The sequence below is a fragment of the Rhizobium sp. Leaf341 genome, assembly GCF_001424325.1.
Taxonomy (GTDB): Bacteria; Pseudomonadota; Alphaproteobacteria; order Rhizobiales; family Rhizobiaceae; genus Ferranicluibacter.
Window position 1 is genome coordinate 234840 of sequence record NZ_LMPE01000016.1, and the last position, 27000, is coordinate 261839.

30 protein-coding genes and 1 tRNA gene are annotated in these 27000 nt (G+C 63.3%); 20 read left to right on the forward strand and 11 right to left on the reverse strand.

What is annotated here, in order from left to right:
- Window positions 1-12: 12 nt before the first annotated feature.
- The 3 genes from thrS to ASG03_RS20560 form a co-directional block, all read right to left on the reverse strand.
- Window positions 13-2004, reverse strand: a complete 1992-nt coding sequence (gene thrS / locus ASG03_RS20550) for a threonine--tRNA ligase (protein ID WP_062695624.1) — start codon at window positions 2002-2004, stop codon at window positions 13-15.
- Between the two features lie 266 nt (window positions 2005-2270).
- A complete protein-coding gene (gene yidD, locus ASG03_RS20555) occupies window positions 2271-2624 on the reverse strand; it encodes a membrane protein insertion efficiency factor YidD (RefSeq protein ID WP_062468197.1) in 354 nt (117 codons plus the stop codon).
- Window positions 2625-2626: 2 nt separating this feature from the next.
- A complete protein-coding gene (locus ASG03_RS20560) occupies window positions 2627-3103 on the reverse strand; it encodes an iron-sulfur cluster assembly scaffold protein (protein WP_156381898.1) in 477 nt (158 codons plus the stop codon).
- Window positions 3104-3480: 377 nt separating this feature from the next.
- Between ASG03_RS20560 and folE the strand changes: the two genes are divergently transcribed.
- The 3 genes from folE (at window position 3481) to ASG03_RS20575 (ending at window position 5873) form a co-directional block, all read left to right on the forward strand.
- Window positions 3481-4098: a GTP cyclohydrolase I FolE gene (folE, locus tag ASG03_RS20565; RefSeq protein ID WP_062695628.1), complete on the forward strand. Its 618-nt coding sequence runs from the start codon at window positions 3481-3483 to the stop codon at window positions 4096-4098.
- 178 nt (window positions 4099-4276) lie between these two features.
- Window positions 4277-4759 carry a phosphoribosyl-AMP cyclohydrolase gene (hisI, locus tag ASG03_RS20570; RefSeq protein ID WP_062695630.1) on the forward strand — a complete coding sequence of 161 codons (483 nt, stop codon included), beginning with the start codon at window positions 4277-4279 and terminating at the stop codon, window positions 4757-4759.
- A 127-nt stretch (window positions 4760-4886) separates the two neighbouring features.
- A complete protein-coding gene (locus tag ASG03_RS20575) occupies window positions 4887-5873 on the forward strand; it encodes a patatin-like phospholipase family protein (protein WP_062695633.1) in 987 nt (328 codons plus the stop codon).
- 27 nt (window positions 5874-5900) lie between these two features.
- Here the strand turns inward: ASG03_RS20575 and ASG03_RS20580 are convergent, their stop codons facing one another.
- Both ASG03_RS20580 and ASG03_RS20585 read right to left on the reverse strand, forming a co-directional pair.
- Window positions 5901-6329 (reverse strand): CBS domain-containing protein, encoded by a 429-nt coding sequence (locus ASG03_RS20580; RefSeq protein WP_062695635.1) that lies wholly within the window; start codon window positions 6327-6329, stop codon window positions 5901-5903.
- 106 nt (window positions 6330-6435) lie between these two features.
- Window positions 6436-7176: a rhomboid family intramembrane serine protease gene (locus ASG03_RS20585; protein WP_062695637.1), complete on the reverse strand. Its 741-nt coding sequence runs from the start codon at window positions 7174-7176 to the stop codon at window positions 6436-6438.
- Between the two features lie 620 nt (window positions 7177-7796).
- Here ASG03_RS20585 and ASG03_RS20590 point away from each other — a divergent pair.
- The 6 genes from ASG03_RS20590 (at window position 7797) to ASG03_RS20615 (ending at window position 13319) form a co-directional block, all read left to right on the forward strand.
- Window positions 7797-8438 carry a PAS domain-containing protein gene (locus ASG03_RS20590; RefSeq protein WP_062695639.1) on the forward strand — a complete coding sequence of 214 codons (642 nt, stop codon included), beginning with the start codon at window positions 7797-7799 and terminating at the stop codon, window positions 8436-8438.
- 72 nt (window positions 8439-8510) lie between these two features.
- Window positions 8511-9119: a PilZ domain-containing protein gene (locus tag ASG03_RS20595; protein ID WP_062468211.1), complete on the forward strand. Its 609-nt coding sequence runs from the start codon at window positions 8511-8513 to the stop codon at window positions 9117-9119.
- A 523-nt stretch (window positions 9120-9642) separates the two neighbouring features.
- The gene (locus ASG03_RS20600; RefSeq protein WP_062468212.1) at window positions 9643-10254 is read left to right on the forward strand and encodes a transglutaminase-like cysteine peptidase; all 612 of its coding nucleotides are present in this window, start codon (window positions 9643-9645) and stop codon (window positions 10252-10254) included.
- A gap of 278 nt (window positions 10255-10532) precedes the next feature.
- Window positions 10533-11288 carry a hypothetical protein gene (locus ASG03_RS20605; RefSeq protein ID WP_062695641.1) on the forward strand — a complete coding sequence of 252 codons (756 nt, stop codon included), beginning with the start codon at window positions 10533-10535 and terminating at the stop codon, window positions 11286-11288.
- A 260-nt stretch (window positions 11289-11548) separates the two neighbouring features.
- Window positions 11549-12934, forward strand: coding sequence for a D-alanyl-D-alanine carboxypeptidase (locus ASG03_RS20610; RefSeq protein WP_443216650.1), 1386 nt, complete (start codon window positions 11549-11551; stop codon window positions 12932-12934).
- A gap of 115 nt (window positions 12935-13049) precedes the next feature.
- Entirely contained in the window at window positions 13050-13319 is a 270-nt protein-coding gene (locus ASG03_RS20615) for a hypothetical protein (RefSeq protein WP_062695645.1), read from the forward strand.
- Between the two features lie 74 nt (window positions 13320-13393).
- On the opposite strand, the gene ASG03_RS20620 is transcribed toward ASG03_RS20615, so the two are convergent.
- Window positions 13394-13822 carry a DUF1489 family protein gene (locus ASG03_RS20620; protein ID WP_062468217.1) on the reverse strand — a complete coding sequence of 143 codons (429 nt, stop codon included), beginning with the start codon at window positions 13820-13822 and terminating at the stop codon, window positions 13394-13396.
- Window positions 13823-13872: 50 nt separating this feature from the next.
- Entirely contained in the window at window positions 13873-15273 is a 1401-nt protein-coding gene (locus ASG03_RS20625) for an L-serine ammonia-lyase (protein WP_062695647.1), read from the reverse strand.
- A 168-nt stretch (window positions 15274-15441) separates the two neighbouring features.
- On the opposite strand from ASG03_RS20625, the gene ASG03_RS20630 reads away from it, so the two are divergent.
- On the forward strand, window positions 15442-16125 hold the full coding sequence (locus ASG03_RS20630) for a DUF599 domain-containing protein (protein WP_062468222.1): 684 nt from the start codon (window positions 15442-15444) through the stop codon (window positions 16123-16125).
- A gap of 98 nt (window positions 16126-16223) precedes the next feature.
- Window positions 16224-17237, forward strand: a complete 1014-nt coding sequence (locus ASG03_RS20635) for a heparan-alpha-glucosaminide N-acetyltransferase (RefSeq protein WP_082475893.1) — start codon at window positions 16224-16226, stop codon at window positions 17235-17237.
- Window positions 17238-17310: 73 nt separating this feature from the next.
- On the opposite strand, the gene ASG03_RS20640 is transcribed toward ASG03_RS20635, so the two are convergent.
- Window positions 17311-17697 carry a MerR family transcriptional regulator gene (locus ASG03_RS20640; protein ID WP_062471827.1) on the reverse strand — a complete coding sequence of 129 codons (387 nt, stop codon included), beginning with the start codon at window positions 17695-17697 and terminating at the stop codon, window positions 17311-17313.
- Between the two features lie 123 nt (window positions 17698-17820).
- Window positions 17821-19248 (reverse strand): magnesium transporter, encoded by a 1428-nt coding sequence (gene mgtE, locus ASG03_RS20645; RefSeq protein ID WP_062468224.1) that lies wholly within the window; start codon window positions 19246-19248, stop codon window positions 17821-17823.
- Window positions 19249-19584: 336 nt separating this feature from the next.
- Between mgtE and ASG03_RS20650 the strand changes: the two genes are divergently transcribed.
- Window positions 19585-20085: a peptide deformylase gene (locus ASG03_RS20650; RefSeq protein ID WP_062695649.1), complete on the forward strand. Its 501-nt coding sequence runs from the start codon at window positions 19585-19587 to the stop codon at window positions 20083-20085.
- Between the two features lie 76 nt (window positions 20086-20161).
- Here the strand turns inward: ASG03_RS20650 and ASG03_RS20655 are convergent.
- A tRNA-Leu gene (locus tag ASG03_RS20655) sits at window positions 20162-20246 on the reverse strand.
- 286 nt (window positions 20247-20532) lie between these two features.
- On the opposite strand from ASG03_RS20655, the gene lipB reads away from it, so the two are divergent.
- Window positions 20533-21300, forward strand: a complete 768-nt coding sequence (gene lipB / locus ASG03_RS20660) for a lipoyl(octanoyl) transferase LipB (RefSeq protein ID WP_062695651.1) — start codon at window positions 20533-20535, stop codon at window positions 21298-21300.
- Here lipB and ASG03_RS20665 read toward each other — a convergent pair.
- Window positions 21263-22162 (reverse strand): DMT family transporter, encoded by a 900-nt coding sequence (locus ASG03_RS20665; protein ID WP_443216651.1) that lies wholly within the window; start codon window positions 22160-22162, stop codon window positions 21263-21265. The two genes, lipB and ASG03_RS20665, sit on opposite strands and share 38 nt — an antisense overlap.
- A 289-nt stretch (window positions 22163-22451) precedes the next feature.
- Here ASG03_RS20665 and ASG03_RS20670 point away from each other — a divergent pair, with 289 nt between their 5' ends.
- The 7 genes from ASG03_RS20670 to crcB all read left to right on the forward strand — a co-directional run bounded on the left by ASG03_RS20670 (window position 22452) and on the right by crcB (window position 26946).
- Window positions 22452-22847, forward strand: a complete 396-nt coding sequence (locus tag ASG03_RS20670) for a helix-turn-helix domain-containing protein (protein WP_062695653.1) — start codon at window positions 22452-22454, stop codon at window positions 22845-22847.
- Window positions 22848-22923: 76 nt separating this feature from the next.
- Window positions 22924-24051 (forward strand): S-(hydroxymethyl)glutathione dehydrogenase/class III alcohol dehydrogenase, encoded by a 1128-nt coding sequence (locus tag ASG03_RS20675; RefSeq protein WP_062468235.1) that lies wholly within the window; start codon window positions 22924-22926, stop codon window positions 24049-24051.
- Entirely contained in the window at window positions 24051-24533 is a 483-nt protein-coding gene (locus ASG03_RS20680; RefSeq protein WP_062695654.1) for a GNAT family N-acetyltransferase, read from the forward strand. The genes ASG03_RS20675 and ASG03_RS20680 overlap by 1 nt, the downstream gene beginning before the upstream one ends.
- Entirely contained in the window at window positions 24530-24973 is a 444-nt protein-coding gene (locus ASG03_RS20685) for a YaiI/YqxD family protein (RefSeq protein WP_062468239.1), read from the forward strand. Before ASG03_RS20680 ends, ASG03_RS20685 begins: the two co-directional genes overlap by 4 nt.
- A gap of 4 nt (window positions 24974-24977) precedes the next feature.
- Complete coding sequence (locus tag ASG03_RS20690; protein WP_062695656.1) at window positions 24978-25643, forward strand: DUF1345 domain-containing protein; 666 nt, start codon at window positions 24978-24980, stop codon at window positions 25641-25643.
- 33 nt (window positions 25644-25676) lie between these two features.
- Window positions 25677-26510 (forward strand): S-formylglutathione hydrolase, encoded by an 834-nt coding sequence (gene fghA / locus ASG03_RS20695; protein ID WP_062695658.1) that lies wholly within the window; start codon window positions 25677-25679, stop codon window positions 26508-26510.
- 58 nt (window positions 26511-26568) lie between these two features.
- Complete coding sequence (crcB, locus tag ASG03_RS20700; protein ID WP_062695731.1) at window positions 26569-26946, forward strand: fluoride efflux transporter CrcB; 378 nt, start codon at window positions 26569-26571, stop codon at window positions 26944-26946.
- The last annotated feature ends 54 nt before the right edge of the window (window positions 26947-27000 follow it).

Below are 27000 nucleotides of genomic sequence, written 5' to 3' on the forward strand. Positions count from 1 at the left end.
CTCTCTGAACGATCAGACGGCCGCAGCCAGACGCGCCTTGCGGGCCTCGGCCTTGCGGCGGAGATCGGGTGGCGTGGCTTCCTCGACCAAGCTCGCGATCGCGTCGTTGAGCGTCATCGGCGTCTGGGCCTGCGAACCGAGGCGACGGACGTTGACCGTCCGCTCTTCCGCCTCGCGCTTGCCGCAGACGATGATGACCGGCACCTTGGTGACCGAGTGTTCGCGGACCTTGTAGTTGATCTTCTCGTTGCGGAAGTCGGTTTCAACCGTCAGACCCGCGTCCCGCAGAAGTTCCGCCACTTCCTCGCCATAGGCGTCCGCATCCGATGTGATGGTGGCGACGACGATCTGGAGCGGCGACACCCAGAGCGGCATGTGGCCCGCGAAGTTTTCGATCAGGATCCCGAGAAAACGCTCCATCGAGCCGCAGATCGCGCGGTGGATCATCACCGGCTTCGTCTTCTCCGAATTGCTGTCAATGTAGAACGCGCCGAAACGCTCCGGCAGGTTGAAGTCGACCTGCGTCGTGCCACACTGCCACTCGCGGCCGATGGCATCCTTCAGGGTGTATTCGAACTTCGGTCCGTAGAACGCGCCCTCGCCCGGCAGAATGCCGGTCTTGATGCGGCCCTCGGACTGCGCCTCGATGGTCTTCAGCACGTCCATCATCACGCTTTCCGCACGATCCCAAAGTTCGTCGGATCCGACGCGCTTTTCTGGACGGGTGGAGAGCTTGACCACGACCTCGTCGAAGCCGAAATCTTCGTAGACAGACAGGATGAGATCGTTGATGCGCAGGCACTCCGCCGCCATCTGCTCGTCCGTGCAGAAGACATGGGCGTCATCCTGCGTAAACCCGCGCACGCGCATCAGCCCGTGCAGGGCGCCCGACGGCTCGTACCGGTGGACGTTCCCAAATTCCGCAAGCCGGATCGGCAGTTCGCGGTAGGACTTCAAACCATGCTTGAAGATCTGCACATGACCCGGGCAGTTCATCGGCTTCAAGGCAAAGACCCGATCATCGTCCGTATCGTCGCCGGCCACCGACACTTTGAACATGTTGTCTCGGTACCAGCCCCAGTGTCCGGAGGTCTCCCAGAGAGACTTGTCCAGCACCTGCGGCGCATTGACCTCCTGGTAGGTTCCGGCAAGGCGACGACGCATGTAGGCGACCAGCGTCTGGAAGATACGCCAGCCCTTGCCATGCCAGAAGACCACGCCCGGACCTTCCTCCTGGAAGTGAAAGAGGTCCATCTCGCGACCAAGCTTGCGGTGGTCGCGTTTCTCGGCTTCGGCCAGGATGTTCAGATAACGGTCGAGATCCTCCTGCGTGTGCCAGGCGGTGCCGTAGATGCGGGTCAGCATCGGATTGTTGCTGTCGCCGCGCCAATAGGCACCGGCCACCTTCATGAGCTTGAATGCCGTGCCGATCTGGCCTGTCGAGGCCATATGCGGTCCGCGGCAGAGATCGAACCAGTCGCCCTGATAGTAGATCTTGAGATCCTGGCCTTCCGCGATCGCATCCACCAGCTCGACCTTGTAGGCCTCGCCCTTGTCGGCAAAGACCTGGCGCGCCTTGTCGCGCGGCCAGACTTCCTTGGTGAACGGCTTGTTGCGCTGGATGATCTCCTTCATCCGCTTTTCGATCTTCGGAAGATCGTCGGGCGTGAAGGGCTCGGCCTTGGCAAAATCGTAGTAGAAGCCGTTTTCGATGACGGGGCCGATCGTCACCTGCGTGCCGGGCCACAGCTCCTGCACCGCTTCGGCCATCACATGGGCGGCGTCGTGGCGGATCAGCTCCAGCGCGCGCGGGTCGTCGCGGGTGACGATCTCCAGACGTCCGTTCTGAACCGGGTCGGAAAGATCGCGCAGGGTGCCGTCGAGCGCGATGGCGACGGCCTTCTTGGCAAGCGATTTGGATATCGATTCGGCGACCTCGCGGCCAGTCGTTCCGACGGCGAAATCGCGAATGGAGCCATCGGGAAACGTGAGGGCAACGGACATTGTCTATCTCCTATCCAGTCCCGCCAACGAATGCGGGTGGGGAATGCTATGGATGAGACCGCACGCATTCCGCGACGTCACGCGGAATTCATACGGTCGCGCGCGGTATAGAGCCATTCGCGGCATGTGGAAAGAGCCGAAGGCGGCAGCGATGCGCGGTGTTCTCAAGCGCGTTGCGCGAAAAAGGGTTCACGCAACGCGCTTCAAGGTCTTGTTCGGATGCATGTCGTTTACCGAAACCGCTGCACACGTTCGGGCGACCTGCATCAGGAGGAACGCCGCCACGGGGCGAGCCAGCGAAGTCGACCGGAGAGCTGCGGCGGCACCGGGTCCAGACCTCCCTTTCCGCCGGGCCCGCACCGGGCAATGCGGTAAAGGGTCATCCAGCTCCCGGGCCACAGGCCGTGCCGGCCGATCGCTTCATAGCCGTATTCCGAGCACGTCGGGATATGGCGGCAACCGGCACCGATGAAACTCGACAGCGTCAGCTGGTAAGCACGAATGAGAGCCATGCCGGCGAGCCGGCCCGGTGTCTTGCGGAACGGTCCCCGCCAGTTGCGGCCGCGATAGGGCCCGGGCTGAGGGGTGCCGTGCCCGCATTCCGCTCCACCATCGCACATGATCAGACGTGGGCCGTGTCCGGCCGCGCCGCGTCCGGTTGCGGATGGGATTGCTGCGCCTCGACCTGACCGATCGCATCCACCACGGCATCGAAGGTCAGCATGGTGGAGGCATGGCGTGCCTTGTAGTCCTTGACCGGACGCAGAATGCGCATGTCGGCAAAGCGTCCGCCGGGGCCCTCGCCATCCGCCTTCAGCATGTCGAGCATGGCCTCTCGCGCCGCCCTGATCTCCTCGGCGCTCGCACCCACGATGTTGTGCGCCATGATCGAGGACGAGGCCTGACCCAGCGCACAAGCTTTGACGTCATGGGCAAAATCCGTGATGTGCCCGTCCGCCATGCGAATGGTGACCTTGACCTTCGAGCCGCACAGCTTGGAGTGAGCAGAGGCCTCTGCGTCCGCAGGATCGAGGCGTCCACTTCGGGGAATGTTTCCAGCAAACTCAAGAATGCGGCTGTTGTAGATATCATCCATGATACGGCCGTCCCGCTTCCATGCCCTCTTTGTGTCCGCAGACAGGCAATCGATATGGTTTCGCGTGGATATAGTCACGAGGCGGAGGATTTTCTTCACCTCGGCGGAAAAAAGAACAGGGGCGTCGCATCGCCCTCTTTTACACCCGTTCGCTTATATTATATGGTACCTACGGAAAAGGCGACAGGGCAGAGGTGCTGCTGTCGCCTGTTGTTTTGGGGAACCGCGCCTGACGGTGGAGAGCCTTGACCTCTCCGTCCGAACAGTCCTGGAGCCCGCCAACGACAGCCGTAGCCTGACGATATCGGCAGGAGATCGGTGAGTGGCGAGTTGTCCGTAAAGATCAACGTCAAGCTACGCGCCACGCAGCAGGGGCTATCATGGATGCCATCGTGAAGAATTTTCCGTCTCAAACGGACGTCGACGGTCGGCCGTCGCAGAAGGAAGCCGAGGACGCCGTGCGCGTGCTCCTGCGATGGGCAGGCGACGATCCGCAGCGCGAGGGCCTGATCGACACCCCAACGCGGGTTGCAAAGGCGTACAAGGAACTGTTCTCCGGCTATGACCTCGCTGCCGAGGATGTGCTGGGCCGCACCTTCGAGGAGGTTGCCGGCTTCGATGACGTTGTTCTGGTCAAGGACATCGCCTTTCATTCGCACTGCGAACATCACATGCTGCCGGTCATCGGCCGGGCCCATGTTGCCTATCTTCCCGAAGGCCGGGTTCTCGGCCTCTCGAAAATCGCGCGGGTGGTCGATATCTTCGGTCGGCGGCTGCAGACGCAGGAAAGCATGACGGCGCAGATTGCCGCCGCGATCAACGAGACACTGCGTCCGCGCGGTGCTGCAGTGATGATCGAGGCTGAACATATGTGCATGGCCATGCGTGGTGTGTTGAAGCAGGGCTCGACCACATTGACGACGACCTTTACCGGCACGTTCAAGACGGACGCAGCCGAGCAGGCCCGCTTCATCTCGATGGTGCGCGGCTTCCGTTAAGCCGCGCAGGTCTCACGCAACGCTTGCTTCGGTCAGCCACGATTGCCTCGAAGTTTCGCGCCAAGTGCGCCTGTTTCTTTTTGCGTCGATCCGAGCAGGCGTGATGCTCCTCCGGCTGTCAATGTCAAGAGAATGGACGTCGGACGCTGCATCTTCTCATTTAGCCGGAGTCTTCTGGATGTCCCTCGTTTTTACCCGTCCATCGTCCGATACGTCCGAGGTCGAGGAAGGCGCCGTTTTCACGCCCCGCTTCGATGGGCACGGCCTGGTGACGGCGGTGGTAACGGACGCCAGGGACGGCATGCTGTTGATGGTGGCGCATATGAATGCGGAAGCGCTGGCGCTGACGGTCGAGACCGGCATCGCCCATTATTACAGCCGCTCCCGCAAGGCATTATGGAAGAAGGGGGAGACGTCGGGCAACCTGCAGAGCGTCGTCGAACTGCGAACCGATTGCGACCAGGATGCCGTCTGGCTGCGGGTGAACGTCGCCGGGCACGATGCGACCTGCCATACGGGACGACGGTCGTGCTTCTATCGCTCCGTGGACATCACGGATGGTGCGGTGGCGCTCACCGTTCGCGATGATGTCAGGCACTTCGATCCGCGTACGGTGTACGAGAACGACGCGGCCCGGCACACGAGCGACGACAAGAATTGAGCATCTGCTTTTATTTGACGCAGGTTTTCGTCCGCTAAACGAAGTTTCAATGTCCGTGGCGCTCTAATGTCTTCAGGAAAGGCCGAAGCCTTGATGAGGGCCCGGTCATGTGGCGGACAGGTGCTCCATGCTGAACTGGACATTCTCTCGACATGGAACAGGTGCAGAAACGCCGGCGCCGCATGACGGGTTGGGCAGCGGCGGTGTCCGCATCGAGCAGGAAGGAACAGGCCGCGTCTTGACTGTCGCTCCGGAGAAACCCCGCATCGCTCTTGCACTTGGCGGCGGCGCTGCCCGTGGCTGGGCGCATATCGGCGTTCTCCGCGCGCTCGATGAGGAAGGTATCCCCATCGGCATGATCGCGGGGACCTCCATTGGTGCGCTGGTCGGCGGTTGCTATCTTGCCGGGAAACTGGACGAACTCGAGACCTTCGCCCGATCCCTGACGATGCGGCGCATCGCGGGCCTGCTCGATCTCGCGATCGGCGGCGGCGGACTTTTCGGCGGATTGCGCCTGACGCGCCGCATGCAGGAGCATCTCGCAGACGTTGCCATCGAGAGCCTTGGTCGGCCGTTCGTGGCCATCGCCACCGATATTCGGTCCGGGCACGAGGTTTGGCTCTCGGAGGGCTCCCTCATCACCGCCCTGCGCGCGTCCTACGCCCTGCCCGGCATTTTCGAGCCTGTGCGTTGCAACGGACGAATGCTGGTCGATGGCGCGCTGGTCAATCCGGTTCCGGTCTCGGTATGCCGCGCCTATGAGCAACCGCTCGTCGTCGCCGTCAATCTGCAATACGATCTTTACGGCCGCTCCGCCGTCATCAAGCTGCGGGCCAGCGATCCCGTGACCCCGCCGACCCCTGGGAAGACGGCAGACCCTGTTGCGCGTCTCGGCATGACCAGCGTGATGGTGCAGGCCTTCAATGTCATCCAAGACCGGATTTCGCGGGCAAAGCTCGCCGGCGACCCGCCGGACCTGTCGCTGCATCCGAAGCTCAGCGATATCGGCCTGTCGGAATTCCATCGCGCCGGCGAGGCGATCGACCGTGGTTATGTCGAAACCAAGAATCGCCTCACCGAACTGAAACGGCTTCTCGAAACCGGGCTGCGCTGATCAATCCCTGTAGCGACGTTAGCGCGTTCAACCGGCGATATAGGCCTTGATCTCGCGCGCCTCGTGTTCGATGGCGCGGATGTGGCTGCGCACGGCGTCGCCGATCGACACGATCCCGACAAGACGGCCGTTGCGCGCGACGGGCAGATGACGGGCCCGACGGCTGTTCATGATTTCCATGACCGCGTCGATTTCCATCTCCTCGCTGCAGGTGTGGACATCCCGACACATGACGTCAGACACCGGGCGGTCGAGGCATTCCGCTCCGTACCGCGCGATTGCGGCGACGACATCGCGCTCCGCCAGCAGGCCGGCGATCGCCTGCTGCTCATCCAGCACCACCACCGTACCGATGCGGTGCTCGGCCAGAAGCGCCGCGGCGTCTCGCACCGCCATGTCCGGCGCGATCGTCACGACCTGTCGGCCCTTCTCGTCCAAAATCCTCTTCACCGTCATGCGAACCTCCCGCTTCCGCTGCGCCTGTGACAGAACGACGCAGGCGAAACATACCGCAATCCGCGTGAAACGGAAATGCCGGGTGCGCGCGATACCGGGCCGCCGGTCAGTCGCGCTCGGCCCGCGTCTCGGGCGGGTCGATCAGTCCGAAGAAGAGGAAGCCGAAGAGGAAGCCACCAATATGCGCCTCCCAGGCGATGCCGGCACCGTCGGCAAGCGTGAACAGGCCGAGCCCAACGAGGAGGTTCGTGGCAAACCAGACTCCGGCAAAGAACAGGACCGAACGATTGGACAGTGCCTCCCGCACGCTGAGGCGCGGGTTGCGGTGCGCAAACTGGCGGCTGATGCGGCCACTCGGCGAGAACACGAAGCGGGCTGCCGCGCCCATCAGGCCGGCGACAACGCCGGAGGCGCCGATGACAACCGTCATGTCGCCCCAGTGAAGCGCGAGATGCAGGCCGACGGCAGCGATCGCGGCCAGACACCAGAAGACCGCCAGCCGGCCGGCACCGATGCGGCGAACGACCGGCGCGCCGAAGGCCAGCATCCAGAAGGCGTTGAAGATCAGGTGCTCCCAGGATCCATGCAGGAACGAGTAGGTGACCGGCGTCCAAAGCCATGCCAGGCCCTGCTCCGCCAGCGGATGATCGTAGCGCGCCGGCAGGAAGGCGAAGTTGAAAATCAGTTCGTCGTCGATCTCGACGGAGAGGAGATAGGTCCGCACAGCGTGGATGAGAACGAGGACCGCCAGGATCCAGACAAGGCTTGGCGGCAGATTGAACGCCGGCTCTCGGGCGCGCGGTTCGACCGCAATGCCGGCGCCCGCCGGTAACGGCGACCCGGACATATCCTCCGGCAAAGACCGGCGTGCCGCCCGTTCCTCGTCCGACAAGGTCGCGCCGGCGGGACGATCGCTGCGATTTGCATGTTCGTCAGGGCTAGGCCCCACCCCTGCCCCGTCTGGCGGAACCAGGCGATCTGCGGCTTTCTCGGTCTCCGCGGCACGCCCATCGATCTGGGGTACACCCGAACGGGAGGGCTTGCCGGGTACAGGCGCGTTGTCTCGGTCTGTCATGGGAACATACTTTCGATCGTCGTCGTCGTGTGCGAGGCGCGTTTATCCCCTGCCCGACGGCGGCTGGCAAGCACACCCGTCAGCGCGATGGTCGCATGCCGGATCTTTGCCCTCGAGAACGTGCTGCAGACGTTCACAGCGGTCGGCGGTCGGCTGCGCCAGACAACGCCGCTTCGACAACCGGAGCGCCGTCGCGACTCCCCGGTGCCGAAGACGACCCTCAGTGAGGCGATCTCTTTCGCCCCAGCCGGCATGTCACAGCTCAAGCGCAGCATGTCATTAAGCTTAACGGGGCGCTGGCACGCGAATTGCGAGGGGATGACGGAAGGCCGCCGCCGCACCTCGTATCGATCCGATGCGGGACGGTTGTGCTCCAAAGCGGGACGATCGACATGAAGACGCGAACATCGACCGAGATTTTCCGGTATTGGCAAAGCCTCTGTGAAAACGGCCGAATCCCGTCACGGGAACACCTGGACCCCGGCGCGATCCGCGACGTCCTGCCGGACGTCTTTATCCTGGAACCGACGGACGCAGACTCGGGCCGGACGATGTCTCCCCGCTTCCGACTGGCCGGAACGCGCCTCTGCGCCTTGTTCGTGCGGGAACTGCGGGGCACCGGGTTTGACACTCTGTGGTCTGCAGCGGACATGCAGGCTCTTAACGACGTCACGCGCCGGGTTCAGCGCGCCGGCGAACCCGCGGTCATCCAGGCGTCCGGCATGACGGGGGGCGGCGAGCGCCTCGCGACGGAGCTCGTCCTCCTGCCGTTGACGTCCCGCAGCGGGCGTCTCGACCGGATCTTCGGATCTCTGGCGCCGACGTCGCGCCCCACCTGGATCGGCGCGCACCCTCTCCCCTTCCTGTCGATCAATCACGTCGACTTTCTCCAGCGGGATACGCCCGTCGGCGACGTTGCGGTGCGGACCACGGTCTCCCGGACCGTCACGTCGGCCCAGCGTCCGACGGCCTTCCACCAGGCTTTGTCCCGCGTCATGCATCTCTCCGTCTTCGACGGCGGAAAGGGGCACTAGGGGTCGCTTTCGAAGACTCTGTTAACCCGGCTCTTGTATTCGTAAACGTGCAAGGTCCACGGGCGTGTCGCGATGTTCAACTTCAAACAGTCTCAAGCTGCGACACCGAAGGCGCACGATGAAAGCGCATTCCAGCGCGTCACCGTGAATCTCGGCGGCCGTCTGATGCTGGCAAGCCATGACGAATATGATTGCACGGCGACGGAGATGTCTCCGGGTGACGTCTTCTTCTCCACGACGGCCCGTCCGCGCATTGGTGAGCGCGTCGTCGCCTATGTCGACCATGTCGGCCGCATCGAGGGGCTTGTTTCCCGGCTCGCCGACCAATCCTTCACTGTCCGGATCAACGCGACGGATCGCAAGCGCGACAAACTCGCCGCACAGCTGACGTGGATTGCCAACAAGCACGAACTCGGACTGCCGGAAGACCGCCGACACGACCGTCTGGCGCCGCGCAAGACCCAGACGGAGATCACGCTCGAGGACGGCACACGCTACGCCTGCCGGATCATCGACCTTTCCCTCTCCGGGGCTGCCGTCGATACGGAATTCCGCTTCGAGCTGGGAACGCCGATCCTTCTCGGCAACATGCGCGGGCGAATCGTCCGCCATTTCCAGGAAGGCGTCGCCATCGAGTTCCTGGGCGTCCAGTCACGCGACACGCTCCGCGAATTTCTGTAAGCCCCCACTCCCACGACAAGCTTCAACCGAGCGCACCGCATTGCTGCGGCGCGACGGCCTGCGCGCCTGCTTTCGCTAACATGAGCCGCCCTGAGAACCGATGCAGTCGGGCCGCGGCGCCCCCCTGCAGTCCATGCGTCTGGCGCGGTCGCGAGCCCCCTTTTCAATTATCCTAACCAGATCATGAAGAAGATCGAGGCCAGTTTCCTGTAACGGGACGCCGACCAATGTACCGCAATTCCGGTCCGCCGGCCGTTGCCGTCGGAAAAGACGCTCGACCGCCATTTTGCGTTTACACTTTTATTGTTTCGTTACCGTGCCTTATGCGCGGACGCGTGCCCCATTCCTTACGTTCATCGCTAAACTTTTCGACGAAACCGACTCAAATACATTTAAAACAGTCATCGTGTTTTATGCGTATTTTATATTCAGTTGATCGGCATTTGTACTTTGTTTTACTTCGGACTTTTGGCTGAGATCAAAACGTCCGTGTCATTCTGTGCCTGTAACGGGGACACGGACAATGACAAAAACAAAAAGCTTCAAAGCAGGCTTCTTCGGCATCATCGGCGCGCTTGCCTTGGCGACATCCGCCTTTGCATTCCCAGCCAATATGGAAACGGAAGGACCGACGAATCCGCCTGTCGGACATTACGAGTTTTGCCGCACGGCACCGGACGAATGCCGTGCCAACCCGACCAAGGCAGCACCGCTGACCCTCACGCGCGAGACCTGGAAGACCATTCTCGAAGTCAATTACGACGTCAACGAGCGGATCACGCCGATGACCGACAAGGAAATCTACGGTGTCGAAGAACACTGGGCCTATCCGGAAACCGTCGGCGACTGCGAAGACTACGTTCTCCTGAAGCGTCGCGAGCTGATGCAGGCCGGTATCGCACCGAACAACCTGCTAATCACCGTCGTGCTGCAGCCGAACGGCGATGGACACGCCGTACTGACGGTGCGCACGGACCGCGGAGATTTCATTCTCGACAACATGCGCAGCAAGGTGCTGATCTGGTCCGATACGGAATATACCTACCTGAAGCGGCAGTCTGTCGACAATGCCGGCCGGTGGGTCAAGATCCAGGATGGCCGGGCCGTGGCCGTCGGCAGCGTCCAGACGCAGTAGGCGCGGCTTTCCACCCTTCCCTCGATCCCGAGTTTGGGCCTGCGCGGTGATCCCCGTCACCGGCGGCCCATAAGGCCGGCTCCGCTGTCCCCGGAGCCGGCCTTCTTCGTTTCGCGACGTGATGTCACCGGACGGCGCGCCTGTGCTTTACGGAAAATTAACCTTCCTGCGTCAGCCTGACCCGGTATCGACCTGCGGTTCGTTCATCCGTGCCGGTCGATCCTGTGTCGGGTCGACGCAGGCGCGCGCCGCGCCGGGAGGGATGCTGGAACGATCCGATGACCACTTCATCAGAGCTCGCTGCAACCCCCGGACACGCCGCTCCCGGTGACGCGCCATCACGCTCGCGCCTTCTTCTTTTTACCGGATCGGCGATCGGACTCCTTGCCGCCCTGACAATCGCGATATGCCTGGCCGGCCCCCGGATCGGCGCGACACTCGCGCTTGGTGGCAACACCACGAGCACGGTCGACACCGACATCGTGATCGGCACCGACCACCTGCGTCTGCCCGCCAACGTCATTCGCTTTGCCGAGCAGCGCACGGCAGGCGCCGCGGAACGCGTTGATCTCTACGCGACCTGGCCCGAAATGCAGGGCTATAGCGACGAAACGCGAAGCCGCTTCAACGATGTCACGCGCACGGACGGGCTCGTCTTCCTGCAGATCTCCCAAAGCACCATGTCGCGCGACATGTCCGGCCGCATCGCGCCGATCTATCGTCACCTGTTCGAAGGCGACCCCATCCCCGGCCCTGCCGGCCTGACCGGTCATCGCATGAAAGCCACATCGGGATACGGCGCCGAGATCTTTTTCACCGCGTCGTCGACCGCAACATCTGCTCCAGCCGACTACGGCGTCCGCTGCCTCATGCCGGAGCGCCCGGAGCTTGCCACCAGCGCGGATTGTCAACGCGACGTGCATGCGGGCCAGGATCTCGTGGTGCTCTACCGGTTCTCCAGCCAATTGCTGCCACAATGGCACGCCATCGACGAGGCCGTTCGGCACTTCGTCGACGCAAAACGCGTTCCTTGACGCCAAGAAGATCATCAACGGCCGCGGTCCCGCGGAGCGATTTCGGGCAGCGCGATGTGTGTCGATTTTGAAACCAATCCTTCATCATAAACCGATTGGTAACGCTGTGAGGATAAAGTCTGGGCAACGGTCGTCCGTAGGGGGGCGATGCCCGGACGACAATTTTTGACCTGAGAATGAAGAGAAGCGTAGTGTCCATGCCAACATTGAACGGTTCCACCGAGCGTCAGCCGACCCCATTCTTCAAATCGGCTTCACGTATGATCGTTGCCTCCGTCGTGGCGGTCTGTGTCTTTGCAGCCCCCGCTCTGGCCGCCAAATATGCCGGCATCGTCGTCGATGCGAAAACCGGCAAGGTGCTTTACAGCGAAGATGCCGACAGTCTGCGCTATCCTGCTTCGCTGACGAAGATGATGACCCTTTACCTGACCTTCGAAGCGCTCGAAGCCGGAAAGGTGCGCAAGGACACGCCCGTCCCCTTCTCCAAGCACGCCTCTGCCGAGCCCCCATCCAAGCTCGGCGTGCGCGCCGGCCAGACGATCACGGTCGAGCAGGCAATCCAGGCGCTTGTCACGCGCTCCGCCAATGACGCTGCCACGGCTCTCGGCGAGTTCCTTGGCGGCTCGGAAGAGCGCTTTGCCCGGATCATGACCAGCAAGGCTCGTGCGCTCGGCATGACGCGTACAACCTACCGCAATGCCAATGGCCTGCCGAACGACGACCAGATGACGACCGCCCGCGACCAGGCCCGGCTCGGCATGGCGCTGCGTCAGCATTTTCCTCAGTATTATAGCTACTTCTCCACGCGCAGCTTCACCTTCGGCCGTCAGGTCATCGGCAACCACAACCGTCTTCTGGGCAATGTGCGCGGCGTCGACGGCATCAAGACGGGCTATACCCGTGCAGCCGGCTTCAATCTGGTGACTTCGGCACAAGCCGATGGCCGCAGCATCGTCGGTGTCGTTCTCGGCGGCAAGTCCGGCGGTGCCCGCGATGCCCAGATGCGCGCGCTCGTCGCCAAGTACATGCCGGCAGCGTCGCGCAGCGGCAGCGGCAATCTCGTTGCCGAAACCCAGGACGCGCCGACGCTTTCGGCAAGCGAGCCGCGCACGGTCTCCACTGCAGCGGCGACCGGCGGCAGCTTCAACCTGCCCAACAGTGGCCCGGTCCCCGGCGCCCGCTACAGCGACGAAACGACCCGCAGCGTCGAGGTCGCCTATGCTGCCGAGCCGAAGGCCAGCGCCAACCCGGTTCTTGCCGCCAAGCCGAACACCCTGGAAGCCCAGAGCCAGAAGCTTGCCTCCCTCGGCACCAACACCGCCATCGATCGCCAGGTCACGAATTCCGTCGCCAAGAAGGTCTCCGAGCCTGTGACGGAAGACTCGGCATCCGCCGGTCTGTCCGGCTGGATCATCCAGATCGGTGCGACCCCGGACAAGGACCAGGCCATGACGCTTCTTGGCAACGCCAAGGAAAAGGGCGGCAAGGCGCTCTCCGCCGCGAAGCCCTTCACCGTGGCCGTTTCGAGCGGCAGCAGCCAGCTCTATCGCGCGCGCTTCGGTGGCTTCTCCAGCCAGGACAAGGCCGTTAACGCCTGCTCGGCTCTGAAGAAGAAGGGTTTCGCCTGCTGGGCCGCCGCCCAGTAAGGTCTCAGGATCGGCCGGTGGGGAACGCCGGCCACCTCACACGATATCGAAATGCCGGCGTCTGTTGTTGCGCCGGCCTCCTCCTCGGGTTTGTTTTGCGTCAACGGGGTCCGTCATGTCGATGAATGAAAACGGTTCGGGAGCACCTCTGGTCCCCGACAACAAGGTTCGCCGCGCACCGCGCCGGGGCCTCCATCCACTCCACGAAGCAGCCATGCGCATTGCCGAACTGGGATCCAAGCCGCAATCGAAGACCAAGGATCTCGTCGGAATGCTCCTCACCCATGGCGCACGAGCCTGGCGCTCGACACAGCCGGATGTGGTCATCCACCTCCACGTGACCGCACCATCGTCACGCCGGCCGGTTCGACTGAGAATCAAATAACCGGACGTGACAGACGATCCGACAAAGCCCGCCGCGCAGACCCGCCGGCGGGCTTTGTCGTTTGGGCATGTCGATCAGAGGAGGCCGAGTTCGGTCAGTTCGCGCCGGAGGTCGCTCGGCATGTCGGCCGTCTCGGATGCGAGGTCGCGTGGCGCATCGGCGTCCGTCAGATAGCGCCAGCCCTGGAAGGGACGACGCGGCTGAAAATCGGTGTCGATGACCTCGGGGCCGAGAACGAGATTGCAGCGTCCAATGCCTTCGCCATCCGTGAACGGCGCGATATCGAGAATGCGCTGGCGGGCCTGCACCTGGCCCTTGATCACCCAGTAGAGCGAGCCGCCGTCGAGCAGTTCCTCCGTGCGCTTGGGCACCATGCGGGTGGTATGAACGGAGTGCGGCGCATGGCCGGCCGACATCGCGTTCAGCGCGCGATGGGCGACCCATTCGCGCAGATCGTCGATGGAGTCCGCGCCGACGCAAAGCTTGAGAAGATGCAAGGCCATGATGCCGCGTTCAACACGCTTGCCAGCGGCCCGTCAAGAGCCACACGGCATCAGCACTCGACAACATTGACCGCGAGGCCGCCCGTCGACGTTTCCTTGTACTTGTCGTGCATATCGACGCCCGTCTGGCGCATCGTTTCGATGCAGGCATCGAGCGGCACGAAATGGCTGCCATCGCCCTTGAGCGCGAGCGATGCGGCCGTGACCGCCTTGACGGCGCCCAGCGCATTGCGCTCGATACAGGGCACCTGCACGAGACCCCCCACCGGATCGCAGGTCATGCCGAGGTGATGTTCCAGTGCGATCTCGGCGGCATTCTCGATCTGCTCGGGCGTGGCTCCCATCACGGCGGCGAGGCCCGCGGCGGCCATGGCCGATGCGGATCCCACCTCTCCCTGACAGCCGACCTCGGCACCGGAGATCGAAGCATTGAACTTGATGATTCCACCGATGGCAGCCGCGGTCAGAAGATAGTCCCGGATCCCGTTCTCATCCGCGTCTTCATGAAAATGCAGGTAGTAGCGGATGGTCGCGGGCACCACGCCGGCTGCGCCATTGGTCGGCGACGTCACGACCCGTCCGCCCGCCGCGTTTTCCTCGTTCACGGCCATGGCGTACACGCTCAGCCAATCATTGGCGAGCAGCGGATTGATCTTGTTGGACCGCCATTCCTGTTCGAGCTTGTCATGGATCATGCCGGCCCGGCGCCGCACCTTCAGACCGCCCGGCAGGATGCCCTCCTGCGAGAGTCCCCGATCGATGCAGCTCTTCATCGCGGCCCAGATCCGGTCGAGTCCCGCATCCAGCTCTTCGCGCGACATGGAGCATTCCTCGTTCGCACGCTTCATCTGGGCGATGGAAAGCCCCGAACGCGCCGCCATGTCGAGCATCTGCTTCGCGTTGGCAAAGGGATAGGGCACCTTGATCCCACCCGGCTTGGTCTTGGAAGCGCGCATCGCCTCGAGTTCCGTATCCGTCACGACGAAGCCACCGCCGATGGAGTAGTAGATGCGCTTCACGAGCAGGCGCCCGTCCCTGTCGAGAGCGGAGAAGGACATGCCATTGGCGTGGCCCGGCAGCGGCACCTTCTTGTCGAAGAAAAGATCGCTCTTTGGCTGGAACCGATAGGTGGGGTGACCCGGCGGCGTGACCTCGCCGCTCCGCTCGACGGCTTCGATGATCGCGTCCATGCGATCGGGATCGACCTGGTCGGGACGCTCGCCCATCAGGCCGAGCACGACCGCCCTGCCCGATCCATGGCCGATGCCGGTATGCGCAAGCGAACCATGCAGGCTGACGGTTATGGCCGCCACGGATGCACCCGCGGGACGAGGCCAGTCCGCGGACAGCAGAAGCTCCAGAAAGCGATTGGCCGCGGACATCGGCCCCATCGTATGGGAGCTCGACGGACCGATGCCGATCTTGAACACGTCGAATACGGAAAGAAACATGCAAACCCCGCTCTGCGCCCGTCCGCGCATTCCTGACCATCGACCATAGGTCATCGCCGCCGCATCCGGGCGGCGACCGACCGACATCCGATGAGGCGCACGCGACATAGGCCGCCGACGGACTTTGCAGCATATTGCTTTTTCGCAAGAGCGTGCCACAAGAGCCGCATGGTTCTGCTCGATTATATCGCACTCTTGCTGTTTGCGCTGCTGTGGGGCGGCTATGTCTGGATCACGGACCGCCGCACGGTCTTCGGTCGGACGAGCCTTTCGCGACTGATGATCGAGCGACGCCGCCGATGGATTCTCAATTCGCTCAATCGCGACCTGAAAATGATCGATACCCAGATCATCGCCGGCCTGCAGGCCGGAACCGCGTTCTTCGCGTCGACCTGTATCTTTGCGCTCGGCGGCTGCTTCGCGCTTCTTGGCCGCGCCACGGAGGCACAGGCGATCTTCAACGATCTGCCCTACGTCGTCCAGGGCGGAAGAACAGCCTTCGAACTGAAGGTCAGCGGACTGACCTGCATCTTCGGCTATGCCTTCTTCAAGTTCGGATGGTCCTACCGGCTGTTCAACTACTGCTCGATTCTCATCGGCGGCATCCCCATGCTGTCGGAAACCAAGGTCGATCGTGCGTTTGCCGAACGGGCGGCCGAGCGTGCGATTCGCATGAACGTGGTCGCTGCCAAGCACTTCAATGCAGGGCTGCGCAGCATCTTCCTGTCAATCGGCTATCTTGGCTGGTTCGTCAGCCCCTATATCCTCATCGGTGCCACCGGCATCGTCATCGTCGTTCTCTTTCGACGTCAGTTCTTCTCCGAGGCGCGGGAAGCGCTCCTCGAACCGTAGATCCCGCCGGCCGCGCGCCGGCCTGTCATCCTGACGTTTCGCGTGCTCCGGAACACTCTTGCTTCCATCTTCGCCGAGCATGCTTCAGGGGAGTTTGCATGTCATTGACCCATCAGACCGCACCACTTGACGACGCCTCCGTCATCCCACCGGAGACCGGCCGTCCCGAGCGTCATCGCCTCGGCTGGCTGGACGTCGTGCGCGGCATCGCGATCCTTGCGATGGCGAGCTATCATTTCTCCTGGGATCTCGAACATTTCGGATATCTGGCACCCGGCACGGTCGGCATCGGCGTGTTCAAATATTACGCCCGCGGCATCGCCAGCACCTTCCTCTTCCTGGCCGGCTTCAGCCTCGTGCTCGGTCACTTTCCCCACCTTCGCCGCCCTGCATTCTTGAAGCGCTTTGTCCGGATCGTGGCCGCGGCCGTGGTGATCAGCATCGCGACCTGGTATGTCTTTCCGGCGGAATACATCTTCTTCGGCATTCTCCACGCGATTGCAGCAGCGAGCCTGATCGGCATCCTGTTTCTTCGCCTTCCGGTCGCAATCACGCTTGCGGCTGCCATTGCCGCATTCGCAGCGCCGCTGTACCTGCGCTCATCGTTCTTCGACGCGCCTGCACTCTTGTGGGTCGGCTTGTCGGAAACGCTGCCGCGATCAAACGACTATGTCCCGCTCCTGCCCTGGCTCGCGCCGTTTCTCACCGGCATTGCGCTCGGCCGGATCGCTCTTTCGCGTGGTTGGCTCAAGGCGACCGGACCGGCCCGAGAGACAACGGGGCCGGTCTCCCGCGGGCTTGCCTTTGCCGGCCGGCACAGTCTGCCGATCTATCTTCTGCATCAGCCGCTGCTGTACTCGGTCGTTGCGCTAGCCGCCATGGTCTACCCGGCGCCGCGGCCTGATCCGCGTCCGGCCTTCCAATCGAGCTGCATGGCGACCTGCACCGGCGACGAGACGCAAGCCTTCTGTTCGAGCTTCTGCGGGTGCACGCTCGACAGACTGGTGGAGGAAAATCTTCTCGACCCTCTGGATCGGGGTCAGACCGACGTCGAGATGAACCGCCGGGTCTCGGAGATTGCCGGTCAGTGCACGATGAAGGCGCGGGAATAGCGCCCGAAAAACAAAAATGCCGCGGCGGGTGAGCCGCCACGGCGATCGACTGTTTATGCTCCGAGGGATGTGGTCAGGTCCCCACGCCGATTTCGGCGAGCCGCGTCAGGCAGGCTTCCTCGACATTGCTCATTTCCGCGAGCGTTTCCTCGATATCCCGGCGCTTCTGGATGAGTTCCGCCCGCTTGTCCTCAAGCCGCTTCATCATGAGGCGGAGCTGACCGGCTTCGCCTGGTGGCTCCTTGTAGACCTGGATGATTTCGCGGATCTCGGCGATGCTGAAGCCGATCCGGCGTCCGCGCAGAATTTCCTTGATCAGATGCCGATCCGTCGAACGGAAGAACCGGGTCCGACCGCGTCGCTCAGGGTGGATCAACCCCTCGTCCTCATAAAAACGAAGGGTGCGGGTGGAGACACCGAATTCTCGTGTCAGTTCCGTGATGGTATAATACTTGTCCAAACCGTGCCTCATCTGCCAGACCAAATCCTGATCGACATTTACGTAAAAGTCAATCGGCAGGGACATGTCCGTGATCTCCGGCCTTGATGGACGGGAAACCGCGTTCCGATAAAGCGAGGTCTTTCAGTGGATCCCGAACCACCAGGTGGCGAGGCCGAGAAAGGCAAAGAAGCCCGTGACGTCCGTGACGGTCGTCACGAAGACCGCTGAAGAAACGGCCGGATCCGCACCGAACTTGTCGAGCAGCAAGGGAATAAAGATCCCCGCAAGTGCCGCGGCGATCATGTTGATCAGCATGGCGGTCGCGATGATTCCGCCGATATCGGCACTGTGGAACCACAGGCCGGCGGCCAGGCCGATCAGAAGGCCGAACAGAGCGCCGTTGATGAGGCCGACGCCCGCTTCGCGCCGGATAACCCGGAAGGCGTTGTGAATGTCGAGATCGCGCGTCGCCAGCGCCCGCACCGTGACCGTCATCGTCTGCGATCCCGCATTGCCGCCCATGCCGGCCACGATAGGCATGAGGACGGCCAGTGCCACGATGTGCTCGATCGCCTTGTCGAACAGCCCGATGACGGAGGCGGCAAGGATGGCCGTCAACAGGTTGACCATCAGCCATACGACGCGCGAGCGCGAGGTATCGATCACCGAGTCGGACAGTTCTTCGTCGCCGACGCCGCCGAGGCGCATGATGTCTTCCTCGGCCTCTTCCTGGATGACGTCGACAACGTCGTCGATGGTCAGCACGCCGACGAGACGCTGGTTCTCGTCGACGACGGCAGCCGAGAGCAGGTTGTACTGTTCGAAGACCTGGGCAGCTTCTTCCTGGTCCATTTCCGCGGGGACCGGATGATTGGTCTCGCGCATGATCGATTCGATTTTCACCGACCGTTTGGTGCGCAGAATGCGATCGAGATCAATCGTTCCGAGGAGACGGAATGTCGGATCGATCACGAAGATCTGGGTAAAACTCTCGGGAAGCTCGGTGTCCTCGCGCATATAGTCGATGGTCTGCCCCACCGTCCAGAAGGGCGGCACGGCGACGAACTCCGTCTGCATGCGTCGGCCGGCCGTCGATTCGGGATAGTCCAGCGAGCGGCGCAGGCGCACGCGTTCGGTGAAGGGCAGCTTGGCGAGGATCGCTTCCTGATCCTCCTGGTCCATATCCTCGAGAATGTAGACGGCATCGTCCGAGTCCATCTCGCCGAGCGCCGCGGCAATCTGCTCGTTCGGCAGATGCTCGACGATGTCGAGGCGAATGGCTTCGTCAACCTCCGTCAGCGCCGAGAGATCGAATTCGTCGCCCAGCAGCGACACCATGGCCCGCCGCTGTTCCGGATTGATCGCCTCGAGCAGGTCGCCCATTTCGGACGCATGGAGCCGCGCGACGTGCTGACGCAGATAGAGCACGTCGCGATCGGCGATCGCTGCGCCGACATGCATGAGATAGTCGGAACGCACCGAGCCGTCCTCGGCGTAGATGTCAGCCCCGTCATAGGCATCATCCGCTTCGGGAACGCGCGTCTCCAGGTCGTCGCCGGTGTTGCTCATCTGCCCGCCTCGCGATCGTTCAGCCGTTTTCGGCGCCGGGACGATGCCCGAAGCTTGAAGAAAAGGCTCTGCCAGTGTCTCGATGGTTGCAGGCCGAAAACAGGGCCGGCCGCACTTCGTGCTAGACCAAGGACGTGCCCGGGTCTACCGAAGATGCGGCTCCGGCCGGACATATCGGAAAAATTTGTTCAAGCTGTTGCAGAACCTGACAAATCGAAGTCAAATCGGCACCCGTCCAGGCCGTTTCCGCGGCCCTCTGGCGCAGGCGTGCCTTGCCCCATCGCACACCTGTTCGAGGCCGTCTGGACCCTCGGAACACGACACGCCGGAGCCCGCATGACGATCCGACCGATCCTCCGTTTCCCGGATGTCCGCCTCAGGACGCCGGCGGACCCGGTCACAGCATTCGACGGGGCGCTCGCGTCGCTGGCGGCCGATCTCGTCGACACCATGCGCGCCGCTCCGGGCGTCGGCATCACCGGCCCCCATATCGGCGTTCTCCAGGCGATCACCGTGATCGAGATCGCGCCATCGGCCGGTCCGCGAATCTTCGTCAATCCGGTCGTCGTCAGCACCTCCCGGGAAACCATTCGCCAGAGGGAAGGCAGCGTCTCCATGCCGGGCTTCACCGACGAGGTCGAACGACCCGCGCGGGTCGACGTCCGCTACCAGACCCTTGACGGCCTGTGGCAGAACCTGGAGGCGGACGGATGGATGTCGGCCTGCCTGCAGCACGAGATCGACCAGATCAATGGCATCTTTTGGCTCTATCGCCTGTCGCGGCTGAAGCGGGAGCGGTTGGTCAAGACCTACGAGAAGGGGCTGAAACTTAGATAGCAAGGCCGCGAGGGCCCGCATCTTAACCATCAGCCGTCGTTCAGACACAAAAAAACCGGCCTAAGCCGGTTTCTGTTGGTGCGGTCGAGAAGACTCGAACTTCCACGGGTTGCCCCACAGCGACCTCAACGCTGCGCGTCTACCAATTCCGCCACGACCGCATCGTGGTAGATCCGAATTGCTCCGGCGGGGGTGCATGTAGCAAAAGGATTTGGGGGGCACAAGGGCGTGAAGCGGAAAAGTTCTCCGGCGTGGAAACTATTTGAAAGGCCTGTGGACAGTGCCCGAAAATCCGCCTTTAACCCACCCTCACGGCATCCCATCTAAACGCGATCCCCGGTCCGCAGCGCCGTCTGGCCGAGGGCTCGGGATCGACCCGAATTGACAACGGACCTGCTTGGCGCCGGATCGCTCCGGGCCGACCGCAGGCTTTCTTCAGGAAGACCCATGCAGCGCGACGCTCTCGACAGCCGTTTCTTCGCCGTTGACGGAAGCCCGCCGGTCCGCTGGCGGATTGCCGACGGGCTCGTGCCCTATCCGGACGCCGTCGAGACGATGGAGCGGGAGGTGGCGGCGATCGCTGCCGGCGAGGCGGACGAGCTCGTCTGGCTCGTCGAGCATCCGCCGCTCTACACGGCGGGCACCAGTGCCGATGCGGCGGATCTCGTCATGCCTGACCGCTTCCCTGTCTTTTCGACGGGGCGCGGGGGTGAGTACACCTATCATGGTCCCGGCCAGCGCGTGGTCTATGTCATGCTCGATCTGAAGCGGCGGCGGCAGGATGTTCGCGCCTTCGTGGCCGCGCTCGAGGATCTCGTCATCCGCACCCTGACCAGCATGAACGTCACCGGCGAGCGACGCGAAGATCGCGTGGGCGTCTGGGTCCGTCGTCCCGAAAAGGCGCCCCTGCCCGACGGAACGCCCGTCGAGGACAAGATCGCCGCGATCGGCATTCGTCTGCGCCGCTGGGTAAGTTTTCACGGGCTGTCGTTGAACGTCGATCCCGACCTCGACCATTTCGGCGGCATCGTGCCCTGCGGCATTCGCGGGCACGGCGTGACCAGCCTCGTCGATCTGGGATTGCCCGTCATGATGGAGGACGCGGACATGCGGCTGCGGGACGCCTTCGACGCGGTCTTCGGTCCGACCGTTGCGGAACCGACGGCGCGGTCGGCCGTCAGGTCGCCGGCTGGCGACGCTCCCGCCAGATCATGAACAGGCCCGACCCAACGATGATCCCGACGCCCAGCCATTTGGAGGCCGTCGGAAACTCGCCGAACACGAGATAACCGAGAATCGTCGCCGCGATGATCTCGAAATAGTGCAGAGGCGCGAGCACCGAGGCGGGCGCAGCTTGGAAGGCCTTGACCACCATCAGGTGCCCGTAGCCGGAAATCGTGCCGAGCACGATGACGAGGCCCCACCCCAGGGGTGTCTGCGGCAACGACGGGACGAAATCCTCTGCGCCCATGCCATGACCGAGGGCAAGCGTCGCTCCCATGAACAGTGTGCCGCCGAATCCCGCAAAGGTCTGCATCGCAAGCGGCGTGTCGGCGGCGCCCGAAGCCCGGTTCATCAGGAGGTAGCAGGCAAAGAGAAAGGCGCAGGCCACGGGCATCAGCGCCGTCAGGCCGAACGCCTGAAAGCTCGGCTGAATGACGATCATGGCGCCGGAAAAGCCGATGCCGATCGCGGTCCACCGCCGCCAGCCGACCTTCTCACCGAGAACCAGCGCCGAGAGACAGGTCAGAATGAACGGCTCCACGAAATAGATCGCAAACACGTCGGCAAGCGGCATGTACTTGACCGACGTGAAGAACAGCAGCGACGCCGCGGCCAGCAGCACGCCGCGCAGCATGTTGTACCAAAGCCGTTGCGGCACGAGCGCCTTCGGACCGCCCAGTCGGAGCAGCATCGGCAGCGTCGCGACCAGCTGAAAGAAAAAGCGATAGAACGTCACCTGTCCCGGCGACATTCGAAGTTCGACGGCCATGTACTTCGCGATGGCATCCATGCAGGGCAGGATCATCATGGCGGTAACCAGGAGCACCGCGCCCTGCATCACGGTGGTAGGCATCACGGTGGTGGGCATCACGGTGGTGGGCGAGACTGTGGTGGGCACGACCGGTTTGGGCGCCGCGGACGATGGTGGACGGGTCATGCGAATCGGGCTCCAGATCCGAGGTCGGACGCGCCCATGGCAATGCCCTCCGAGCGGTTTCCGCAAGGCGTCGCTCGACGGATTTTTGCCGCTTCGGGCTCTTTTCTTTCGCGGTCGTGGATGTAGGCTCGGGTGAAAAGGTTTCCTGCGGCCCACGGCACCCGTCCCGTGGTCGAGCCGGCGGGAACATGATGAGGAGAGCGCCATGCGCCCATCGACTGACGGCATGATGGCCATGCTGCGGCAGCCGCACGATACGGATACGCCGGGCGGCCGTCTTTTCCGCGCGCGCGGCGCGCTCAACCTCAGCCTCGACGATCTCGCCGAGCGTCTAGGGGTCCCGCCGGATACGGTCTCCGACTGGGAGCGCGACAGGAGCGCGCCCGAGGGGGAGACGCTTGCCTTGCTCGCGGATCTTCTTGGCGTCACGTCGCTGTGGCTGACGGCCGGGATCGCGGAGCCGTTCGGCGTCACGCTGTCTCCTTCAGCCGCACAGGCCCTGATCGAGGAACTCGCCAGCGCAAGACGGCTGCACGCGCAGGCGGGAAAGGCGATCGACGCGCTTGAGACCTCGCTTCGCCGTGCCCTAAAGGGTATCTGAACAGACATATCGAATCATGCAGGCCGGACATCCGGCGCTGCGCCCCCTCAAGAGCTTTGGATCCAGGAGACATTTCATGGACGTTCGCGCTGCCCTTGCCGTTCAGGCTGGCAAACCCCTCGAAATCATGACCGTGCAACTGGAGGGTCCGCGTGCCGGCGAAGTCCTCGTCGAAATCAAGGCGACCGGCATCTGCCACACCGACGAGTTCACCCTCTCGGGCGCCGATCCAGAGGGCCTGTTCCCTGCCATTCTCGGCCACGAGGGTGCCGGCATCGTGGTGGATGTCGGTCCGGGCGTGACGTCGCTGAAAAAGGGCGATCACGTCATTCCGCTTTACACGCCGGAATGCCGGGAGTGCTATTCCTGCCTGTCCCGCAAGACCAATCTCTGCACCTCGATCCGCGCCACGCAGGGCCAGGGCCTGATGCCGGACGGCACCTCGCGTTTCTCCATCGGCAAGGACAAGATCTTCCACTACATGGGCTGCTCCACCTTCGCGAACTTCACCGTCCTGCCGGAAATTGCGCTCGCCAAGGTGAATCCGGACGCCCCCTTCGACAAGATCTGCTACATCGGCTGCGGTGTGACGACAGGCATCGGCGCCGTCATCAACACGGCGAAGGTCGAGATCGGCTCGACGGCCATCGTCTTCGGCCTCGGCGGTATCGGACTGAACGTCCTGCAGGGCCTGCGGCTTGCCGGCGCAGACATGATCATCGGTGTCGACATCAACAATGACCGCAAGGCCTGGGGCGAGAAATTCGGCATGACGCACTTCGTCAATCCGAAAGAGGTCGGCGACGACATCGTGCCCTATCTCGTCAACATGACGAAGCGCAACGGCGACACGATCGGTGGCGCCGATTATACCTTCGACTGCACCGGCAACACCAAGGTCATGCGCCAGGCGCTCGAGTCCTCTCACCGCGGTTGGGGCAAGTCCGTCATCATCGGCGTTGCCGGCGCGGGTCAGGAAATCTCCACCCGGCCCTTCCAGCTCGTGACCGGCCGCAACTGGATGGGCACGGCCTTCGGCGGCGCCCGCGGCCGCACGGACGTGCCGAAGATCGTCGAGTGGTACATGGAGGGCAAGATCCAGATCGATCCGATGATCACCCACACGATGCCGCTCGAGGACATCAACCGGGGCTTCGACCTGATGCATGCCGGCGAGAGCATCCGCAGCGTCGTGATCTATTGATGACGGACACGCGCTACGAGGTCGATCTGCGGACGATGGACGCCCTGTCGGCGACCGACCTCTATGCCCTGCTGAAGCTGCGCGTCGACGTCTTCGTGGTGGAGCAGACATGCCCCTATCCGGAACTCGACGGCAAAGATGCATCCGCACTGCATCTGCGCCTTGTCGACGACGGTGTGCTCCTCGCGTCCGCCCGGCTGCAGCCGCCCGCGGATGCGCAGACGCCGGCCCGCATCGGCCGCGTGGTCGTTTCGCCTGACCATCGCGGCAAGCACCTCGGCCACGCGCTCATGCGGGAGGCGATCTCCGCCTGTGAGACCGCCTTTGGAGGCGCGCCGATCGCGCTGTCCGCACAGAGCCATCTGCGGGCCTTCTATGCGAGCTTCGGCTTTGAGGAGACGTCCGCCGAGTATGTCGAAGACGGCATCCCGCATGTCGACATGGCACGGCGCGCGTCGCCCGTTTCCGGAGAGGTCGCGTGATCTACGTCGATGCCGATGCCTGCCCGGTCAAGCCGGAAATCCTGAAGGTTGCCGAACGGCATGACCTGCCGGTCACGCTCGTCGCCAATTCCGGGCTTCGTCCGTCGCGCGACCCCATGGTGACGCATGTCGTCGTGTCGTCCGGCTTCGATGCGGCGGACGACTGGATCGCGGAACGGGCCGGGCCCGGCGACGTGGTCATCACCGCCGATGTGCCGCTCGCGGGACGGTGCGTCGCCAAGGGTGCGCTCGTCACGGGGCCGACAGGCCGCGTGTTCGATGTCGCCAACATCGGCATGGCGACGGCCATGCGGGATCTCGGCGCCCATCTGCGGGAAACGGGCGAAAGCCGGGGCTTCAATGCCGCCTTCACCGCCCGCGACCGCTCCGCTTTTCTGGAAACCCTCGACCGGCTGTGCCGGCGCGCGAAACAGGCCTGAGGCCATGGCCGGTGCACGGAGCGGGCTCATTCCGCGGCGACATCTTCCGTTCTCGCTCGGTGCGATGGCTGCCGCTCTGTCGCTACCGCTCGGCCTTCTCCACGGCGAGCGATTCGGCATCGAGCTTGCGGCCGTTCTCTTCTTTCTCGTCTATCTCGTGATGATCGCGATCCGCGTGCCCAAGCTCAGCGGCGCCTTTCTGAAAGAGAATGCGGCAGGCACCGACGAGCCGGAGTTCGTGATCCTCGGCGTCACCCTGGCCGCCGTCGTGATCTGCCTCGCGTCCCTGTTTCAGGCGCTCAACGAGAAGGATGGCGCGCCTCTTCCCGAGCAGATCCTCGCCTTCGCCTCGGTCGCGCTCGGCTGGCTGACGGTCCACACGATGGCCGCTATCCACTATGCCCACCGCTACTGGAGCCCCGACCTTGCCGAAGACGGCACGGGGCAGGATGGCGATCGCCGCGGCCTCGACTTTCCGGGAACGGACATGCCGGGCATCTTCGACTTTCTCTATTTTTCCTTCGTCATCGGCATGACCGCGCAAACCTCGGATGTGGCGATCAACACCACGGCCATGCGGAAGATCAATCTGCTCCACGCCGTCGTTTCCTACTTCTTCAACACCGTGCTCATCGCCGTGGCGGTCAACGCCGCGGTCGCCCTGCTCTGACGTATTGTCCGCCATGCCCAAAAGGAATCTGTCATGAACGTCCTGTCCCAGAACATCGCCTTCGGCGGCATGCAAGGCGTCTACGCGCATCGGTCCGACGCCTGTGCTTGCGATATGACCTTTGCCGTCTTCGTGCCGCCGCAGGCGGTCAGCCAGCCCTGTCCGGTCGTCTGGTATCTGTCCGGCCTGACCTGCAGCCATGCCAACGTGATGGAGAAGGGCGAATATCGCCGGCTTGCCGCAGAGCTCGGCCTGATCATCGTCTGCCCGGATACCAGTCCCCGCGGCGACGACGTTGCAGACGAGGCCGCCAACTGGCAGATGGGCAAGGGCGCCGGCTTCTATCTCGATGCGACCGAGGAACCCTGGGCGCGGCACTACCGGATGGAAACCTACATCACGCAGGAACTCCCGGCGCTGATTGCCGCGCAGTTCCGTGCCGACATGAACCGCCAGGCCATCTTCGGTCACTCGATGGGCGGTCACGGCGCCCTGACGCTCGCACTGAAGAACCCGGATCGCTTCAAGAGCTGCTCCGCCTTTGCCCCCATCGTCCAGCCATCGACGGCCGATTGGTCGATGGGCGCGTTTGAAAAATACCTGGGCACCGACAAAGCCGCCTGGCGCGCCTACGACGCATGCGCGCTGGTCGAGGACGGCGCTCGATTCCCGGAATTCCTGATCGACCAGGGAACGGCGGACGGGTTTCTCGACAGCGGACTGCGCCCGCATCTCTTCGAGGAGGCCGTCAAGGGGACGGGTATTGCCCTGACGCTGCGGATGCAGGAGCGTTACGACCACTCCTACTACTTCATTTCCACTTTCATGGACGATCATCTGCGTTGGCATGCGGAGCGCCTCGCATGAAGCAGGAGAGCGCACAGGGCGTTTGTCCGTCGTCGGGGCAGCAAGCGCGCGGGGGCCGGTGGTGAACGTTCTTCTGGTTGCTCTCGGCGGGGCCGTCGGCTCCGTGCTCCGCTATCTTTCGGGCCTCGTCTGTGCTCGGCTGATGGGAACCGGCTTTCCCTGGGGCACACTGTTCGTCAACGTCACCGGCTCGTTTCTGATCGGCGTATTCTCCGAAATCATCGCCCGGCGATGGGGAGCCTCGCCCGAGTTGCGCCTCTTTCTCGTGACCGGCGTTCTCGGGGGCTACACCACCTTCTCGGCCTTTTCGCTCGATGCCGCGATGCTGGCCGAACAGGGGCAATGGCCGTCTGCCATCGTCTATATTGCCGCCAGCCTCGTCCTTTCCGGGCTTGGCGTCGTCGCAGGTCTGGCCCTGATGCGCGCAATCGTCTAAAGCGGGCGCTAGACGACGATGATGGAAGGCGGGCTTTGACCGCCGAGGACGAAA

Excerpts from the sequence above, each read along its gene's own strand:
- ASG03_RS20595 (WP_062468211.1), top strand. The coding sequence starts at position 8,511 with ATGTTCAACTTCAAACAGTCTCAAGCTGCGACACCGAAGGCGCACGAT.
- ASG03_RS20680 (WP_062695654.1), top strand. The coding sequence starts at position 24,051 with ATGACGGACACGCGCTACGAGGTCGATCTGCGGACGATGGACGCCCTG.
- fghA (WP_062695658.1), top strand. The coding sequence starts at position 25,677 with ATGAACGTCCTGTCCCAGAACATCGCCTTCGGCGGCATGCAAGGCGTC.
- ASG03_RS20650 (WP_062695649.1), top strand. The coding sequence starts at position 19,585 with ATGACGATCCGACCGATCCTCCGTTTCCCGGATGTCCGCCTCAGGACG.
- ASG03_RS20575 (WP_062695633.1), top strand. The coding sequence starts at position 4,887 with ATGCTGAACTGGACATTCTCTCGACATGGAACAGGTGCAGAAACGCCG.
- ASG03_RS20630 (WP_062468222.1), top strand. The coding sequence starts at position 15,442 with ATGGTTCTGCTCGATTATATCGCACTCTTGCTGTTTGCGCTGCTGTGG.
- ASG03_RS20625 (WP_062695647.1), bottom strand. The coding sequence starts at position 15,273 with ATGTTTCTTTCCGTATTCGACGTGTTCAAGATCGGCATCGGTCCGTCG.
- ASG03_RS20615 (WP_062695645.1), top strand. The coding sequence starts at position 13,050 with ATGTCGATGAATGAAAACGGTTCGGGAGCACCTCTGGTCCCCGACAAC.
- ASG03_RS20610 (WP_443216650.1), top strand. The coding sequence starts at position 11,549 with ATGATCGTTGCCTCCGTCGTGGCGGTCTGTGTCTTTGCAGCCCCCGCT.
- lipB (WP_062695651.1), top strand. The coding sequence starts at position 20,533 with ATGCAGCGCGACGCTCTCGACAGCCGTTTCTTCGCCGTTGACGGAAGC.
- ASG03_RS20580 (WP_062695635.1), bottom strand. The coding sequence starts at position 6,329 with ATGACGGTGAAGAGGATTTTGGACGAGAAGGGCCGACAGGTCGTGACG.
- ASG03_RS20635 (WP_082475893.1), top strand. The coding sequence starts at position 16,224 with ATGTCATTGACCCATCAGACCGCACCACTTGACGACGCCTCCGTCATC.
- yidD (WP_062468197.1), bottom strand. The coding sequence starts at position 2,624 with ATGTGCGATGGTGGAGCGGAATGCGGGCACGGCACCCCTCAGCCCGGG.
- thrS (WP_062695624.1), bottom strand. The coding sequence starts at position 2,004 with ATGTCCGTTGCCCTCACGTTTCCCGATGGCTCCATTCGCGATTTCGCC.
- mgtE (WP_062468224.1), bottom strand. The coding sequence starts at position 19,248 with ATGAGCAACACCGGCGACGACCTGGAGACGCGCGTTCCCGAAGCGGAT.
- folE (WP_062695628.1), top strand. The coding sequence starts at position 3,481 with ATGGATGCCATCGTGAAGAATTTTCCGTCTCAAACGGACGTCGACGGT.
- ASG03_RS20675 (WP_062468235.1), top strand. The coding sequence starts at position 22,924 with ATGGACGTTCGCGCTGCCCTTGCCGTTCAGGCTGGCAAACCCCTCGAA.
- ASG03_RS20600 (WP_062468212.1), top strand. The coding sequence starts at position 9,643 with ATGACAAAAACAAAAAGCTTCAAAGCAGGCTTCTTCGGCATCATCGGC.
- ASG03_RS20585 (WP_062695637.1), bottom strand. The coding sequence starts at position 7,176 with ATGTCCGGGTCGCCGTTACCGGCGGGCGCCGGCATTGCGGTCGAACCG.
- hisI (WP_062695630.1), top strand. The coding sequence starts at position 4,277 with ATGTCCCTCGTTTTTACCCGTCCATCGTCCGATACGTCCGAGGTCGAG.
- ASG03_RS20670 (WP_062695653.1), top strand. The coding sequence starts at position 22,452 with ATGCGCCCATCGACTGACGGCATGATGGCCATGCTGCGGCAGCCGCAC.
- ASG03_RS20590 (WP_062695639.1), top strand. The coding sequence starts at position 7,797 with ATGAAGACGCGAACATCGACCGAGATTTTCCGGTATTGGCAAAGCCTC.
- ASG03_RS20690 (WP_062695656.1), top strand. The coding sequence starts at position 24,978 with ATGGCCGGTGCACGGAGCGGGCTCATTCCGCGGCGACATCTTCCGTTC.
- ASG03_RS20605 (WP_062695641.1), top strand. The coding sequence starts at position 10,533 with ATGACCACTTCATCAGAGCTCGCTGCAACCCCCGGACACGCCGCTCCC.
- ASG03_RS20665 (WP_443216651.1), bottom strand. The coding sequence starts at position 22,162 with ATGCCTACCACCGTGATGCAGGGCGCGGTGCTCCTGGTTACCGCCATG.
- ASG03_RS20620 (WP_062468217.1), bottom strand. The coding sequence starts at position 13,822 with ATGGCCTTGCATCTTCTCAAGCTTTGCGTCGGCGCGGACTCCATCGAC.